The sequence below is a fragment of the Longimicrobium sp. genome (assembly GCF_036554565.1).
Classification (GTDB): domain Bacteria; phylum Gemmatimonadota; class Gemmatimonadetes; order Longimicrobiales; family Longimicrobiaceae; genus Longimicrobium.
This window is the reverse complement of record NZ_DATBNB010000323.1, coordinates 1-3,833: the sequence shown is the minus strand read 5'-3', so window position 1 is coordinate 3,833 and position 3,833 is coordinate 1. Positions and strand designations below refer to the sequence as shown.

Here is a 3,833-nt window from a genome sequence, read left to right as displayed (position 1 = left end):
AAGCCCGTCCACGCGCTCCGGGCCGCGGTTGTAGGCCAGCAGGGCCAGCTGCAGGTTGCCATCGTACTTCTTGACTAGGCTGGCCAGGTAGCGGAAGCCGATACGCAGGTTGGTGTCGCGGTCGAACAGGTCGTTGCGGTTCACGCCGGCCTTGAAGTAGCGGGCCGTGGACGGCATCAGCTGCGTGAGCCCCACCGCGCCCACCGGGCTGACGGCGCGCCGGTTGAACTCGCTCTCGGCGCGCACCAGGCCGAACGCCACCTCGGGCTCGATCCCCTCGGCCAGGGCGATGTCCTCGATGCGCTCGGCGAGGTCCGCGGGAATGCCGAACCGCGCAGACTTTTCATGGATGCGCTTCAGGCGGTCGATCTCCACCTGCTGAAGCTCGATGACGCCCTCGGGTGCGGAAGCCGCGAAGCTGCTGGCGAAGGGCACCGCAACGCGGCCGTCCGCGGCGCGCACGCCCAGCAGGAACGCGCACAGGAACAGCGCCACCCCGGTGAGGGCGGTGCGCGCCGCGGCGTTCAGTTCAAGCCGCGGCGCTTTGCGGGCCTCGACTTCGGCCTGCAGCTTGAGGATGATTGAATGCATGGGTGGAGCCTCCGTTCTTCACAGGTCGAGCCCCCAACAGAGCAAGCGGTATGCCGGGTCAGCCCCCGTCCGGCGCGGTCCAGGTACCGCTGCGGCCCCCGTCCTTGCGAAGCAGCCGCACGCCCTCGATGACCATCCCGCGGTCCCGCGCCTTGCACATGTCGTAAGCAGTGAGCAGCGCGCACGATACGGCCGTGAGCGCCTCCATCTCCACGCCCGTCCGCGCCTCCACCCGCGCCGTCGCGGTCACCCGCAGGCCGGGGAGAGAGGGGTCCGGCGCCACCTCCACCTCCACGGAATCGAGGGGGAGGGGGTGGCATAGAGGGATCAGGTCGGCGGTGCGTTTTGCGCCCATGATGCCCGCCAATTGGGCGATCACGAGCACGTTTCCCTTCGCGCTGCGCCCCTCGACGATGGCCGCGAGGGTGTCGGGCGACATGCGGATCAGGCCCTCCGCGGTCGCAACCCGTTGCGTGGGCGCCTTTTGGCCCACGTCCACCATGCGGGGGCGGCCCTGCGGGTCCAGGTGCGTGAAGCCGGGATCGTCACTCATCGGAGATGGTGGGGCAGGTGTCCCAGGCAGGTGGGGCGGCCGTGACCGCCGAGTGCAAACGAATGGCTCGTCAAGAGGCGGCGATCAGGATATGCGGCGGGCGGGACCGGAAAGATTTGCCGGGCCAGCCTCCAGTGGCGGCATCGACTCGGTTTCGGCGAGGCGCTCCACGAACACGGCGCGCACCCGCTCCGTGAGCGCTTCCAGGTCTTCGCCAGGCCGCACCGTCACCGGCGACTCGAAGTAGACGTGGATGGTGGCCGGGCGCACGGAAAAGGTGTCGGGGCGCATGATGTCGTAGCTGCCCGTCACCACCGTGGGGATGATGGGGATGCCCGTCTCGTGCGCCAGAACGAACGCGCCTTTCTTGAACGGCTGCAGGCGCCCCGTGCGCGAGCGCGTGCCCTCGGCGAAAATGATCACCACGCTCCGCTGCTCGCGCATCTGCTGCCCGGCGACGCGCAGGCTTTCCACCGCGCGCTCGCGGTTGCTGCGGTCGATGGAGATGTGCCCCGCGGCCTTCCACGCCAAGCCGAAGACGGGCACCCGCTCCAGCTCCTTCTTGGCGACGAAGTGGAAGTCCACCTTCAGCAGCACGGCGATGGCGAACACGTCGAACCACGACACGTGGTTGGCCACCAGGATGAAGGGCTCGCCGGGCTTCACGTTCTCCATCCCGTGCGCCACCGCCCGCGACCCGCTGGACCACAGGGCGATGCGCGCCCACTGCCGCGACCAGGCCACGAAGAGGTGCCCCCTCACGCCGAACAGCGCCAGGATGATCGCCATTCCCCCGTAGGTGAAGGTGGCGACCGTCATCCAGAACACCATCCAGAGCGCCCGCAGGATTCCCATCAGGCGCCGTCGCGGAAGTGCTGCCATCCGCCGCCCTGCACGGGAGTGCGGTGCCCCTCGGCATCCACGAACCACACGCCGGCACCCCCACCCACGCGGCCCACGCAGCATAGTGGCACGCCGAAGGCCCGCACGAACGCGTCTACGTGGGGCTGCACGGCACCGACCGGCGCGGTGAAGCAGAGTTCATAGTCTTCGCCGCCGTGAAGGCCGGCCGCCAGCGTCGCCTCACGAGTGCGTGAGCGGCCCGCCGGATGCACGGGGATCAACTCGGGAACCAGGAGGATGGCCACGCCGCTGGAAGCAGAGAGGTGCGCGGCATCGCCCGCCAGGCCGTCGGAAAGATCGATCATGGCGGAGGGAGCGCCGCGGCCCAGCAGCCACAGGGCCTCGCGGATGCGTGGCACCGGGCGCGCGAAGCGGGCGCGCGCGCCGGGCTTGGGCTGCTTCCCCGCCTCCAGCGCCGCCACGCACGCCGCGGCGCCGCCCAGCTCGCCCGTGACCCACACCTCGTGCCCGTGCCTTGCGCCGGAGCGCAGCACGGGGCGCGGCGCCTCGCCCACGACGGTGACGTCCACTACCACGGGCCCGGGCGAGCGGGTGGTATCGCCGCCCAGCAGCAGCCCGCCGACGGACTCTGCCGCCTCGCGGCACCCCGCCATCAGCTGCTGGGTGAACTCGCCCGCGTCCTCCGTGGGCACCGCGAGCGACACCAGGATGCCGATGGGCCGGGCAGCCACGGCGGCCAGGTCGCTGAGCGCCGCCGCCGCCGCACGCCAGCCGATCTCGTGCGGCGTCAGCCAGTCGCGGCGGAAGTGAACCCCCTCCACGCTCATGTCGGTGGAGAGCGCCACCCCCTCGGCCGCCACGACGGCGCAGTCGTCGCCGGGAGCCACGCGCACGTCGGCCCGCGCCCCTTCGGCCGGCCCGTTCGCGAGAAAGCCGCGGATCAGGTCGAACTCGGGGCCGGGCGCCAGGCGGGGGCCGGGGGTGGCGGGCGGGCGTTCGCGCATGCAGACAACATAGTGCGAAAGTGCGAAAGTGCGAGAGTGCGAAAGTGGGGACCGCCGGGCGCGCGGCTACAAACCTTGTGCACGAAACGACCGCGCCGGCACCCGAGAAGGGTGCCGGCGCGGTTTGCCGTTACTTTCGCACTCTCGCACTCAGTACTTTCGCACTGGCCGTTCAGTACGCCGGCGGATCGCTGGCCGGGAACGACTCCTGGGCAGCCTCCGTCACCCGGGCGCTACCTTTGTCCTTGTCCTTGTGCACCACCGCGCCCGCGGCGACGGACGGCGAAACGGCTTCCGGCTTCTCACGGCCGCCGAGAAGCTGGCGCAGCACGTACTGCAGGATGCCGCCGTGGCGGTAGTACAGCACCTCCTGCGGCGTGTCGATGCGGACCAGGGCGCGGAACTCCTTGGCCTCGCCGTCCTCGCCCGTGGCGCGGACGGTGACCTCGCGCGTTTCCAGGTTGCTGGAGATCACCTCGCCCACGCCCACGATGTCGAAGTGCTCGCGCCCGGTCAGCCCGTGCGACTTGACGCTCTCGCCGTTCAGGAACTGCAGCGGCAGCACGCCCATTCCCACCAGGTTGCTGCGGTGGATGCGCTCGTACGTTTCGGCGATCACCGCCTTGATCCCCTGCAGGTACGGTCCCTTCGCCGCCCAGTCGCGAGACGAGCCGCTGCCGTACTCCTTGCCCGCCAGCACCACCAGCGGCGTTCCGTCGCCCTGGTAGCGCATGGCCGCGTCGTAGATCGTGGTGATCTCGTCGTCGGGGAAGTACGTGGTGTATCCGCCCTCCGTGCCCGGCGCCAGCTGGTTGCGGATG

The 3,833-nt window shown here is 70.4% G+C and carries 4 protein-coding genes and 1 pseudogene; all 5 read right to left on the bottom strand.

All coding sequences use genetic code 11. The features are described from left to right. On the bottom strand, positions 1-591 hold a 591-nt coding region (locus tag VIB55_RS08970; RefSeq protein ID WP_331876320.1), incomplete at its 3' end, for a transglycosylase SLT domain-containing protein. 58 nt (positions 592-649) lie between these two features. Continuing rightward, positions 650-1,144 carry a cyclic pyranopterin monophosphate synthase MoaC gene (gene moaC, locus VIB55_RS08965; RefSeq protein WP_331876319.1) on the bottom strand — a complete coding sequence of 165 codons (495 nt, stop codon included), beginning with the start codon at positions 1,142-1,144 and terminating at the stop codon, positions 650-652. Between the two features lie 84 nt (positions 1,145-1,228). Next, positions 1,229-1,999 carry a lysophospholipid acyltransferase family protein gene (locus VIB55_RS08960; RefSeq protein ID WP_331876318.1) on the bottom strand — a complete coding sequence of 257 codons (771 nt, stop codon included), beginning with the start codon at positions 1,997-1,999 and terminating at the stop codon, positions 1,229-1,231. Next, complete coding sequence (gene thiL / locus VIB55_RS08955; protein WP_331876317.1) at positions 1,999-3,012, bottom strand: thiamine-phosphate kinase; 1,014 nt, start codon at positions 3,010-3,012, stop codon at positions 1,999-2,001. Before thiL ends, VIB55_RS08960 begins: the two co-directional genes overlap by 1 nt. Before the next feature lie 172 nt (positions 3,013-3,184). Further along, positions 3,185-3,833 (bottom strand): annotated as a pseudogene (gene acnA / locus VIB55_RS08950) (aconitate hydratase); the annotation flags it as partial.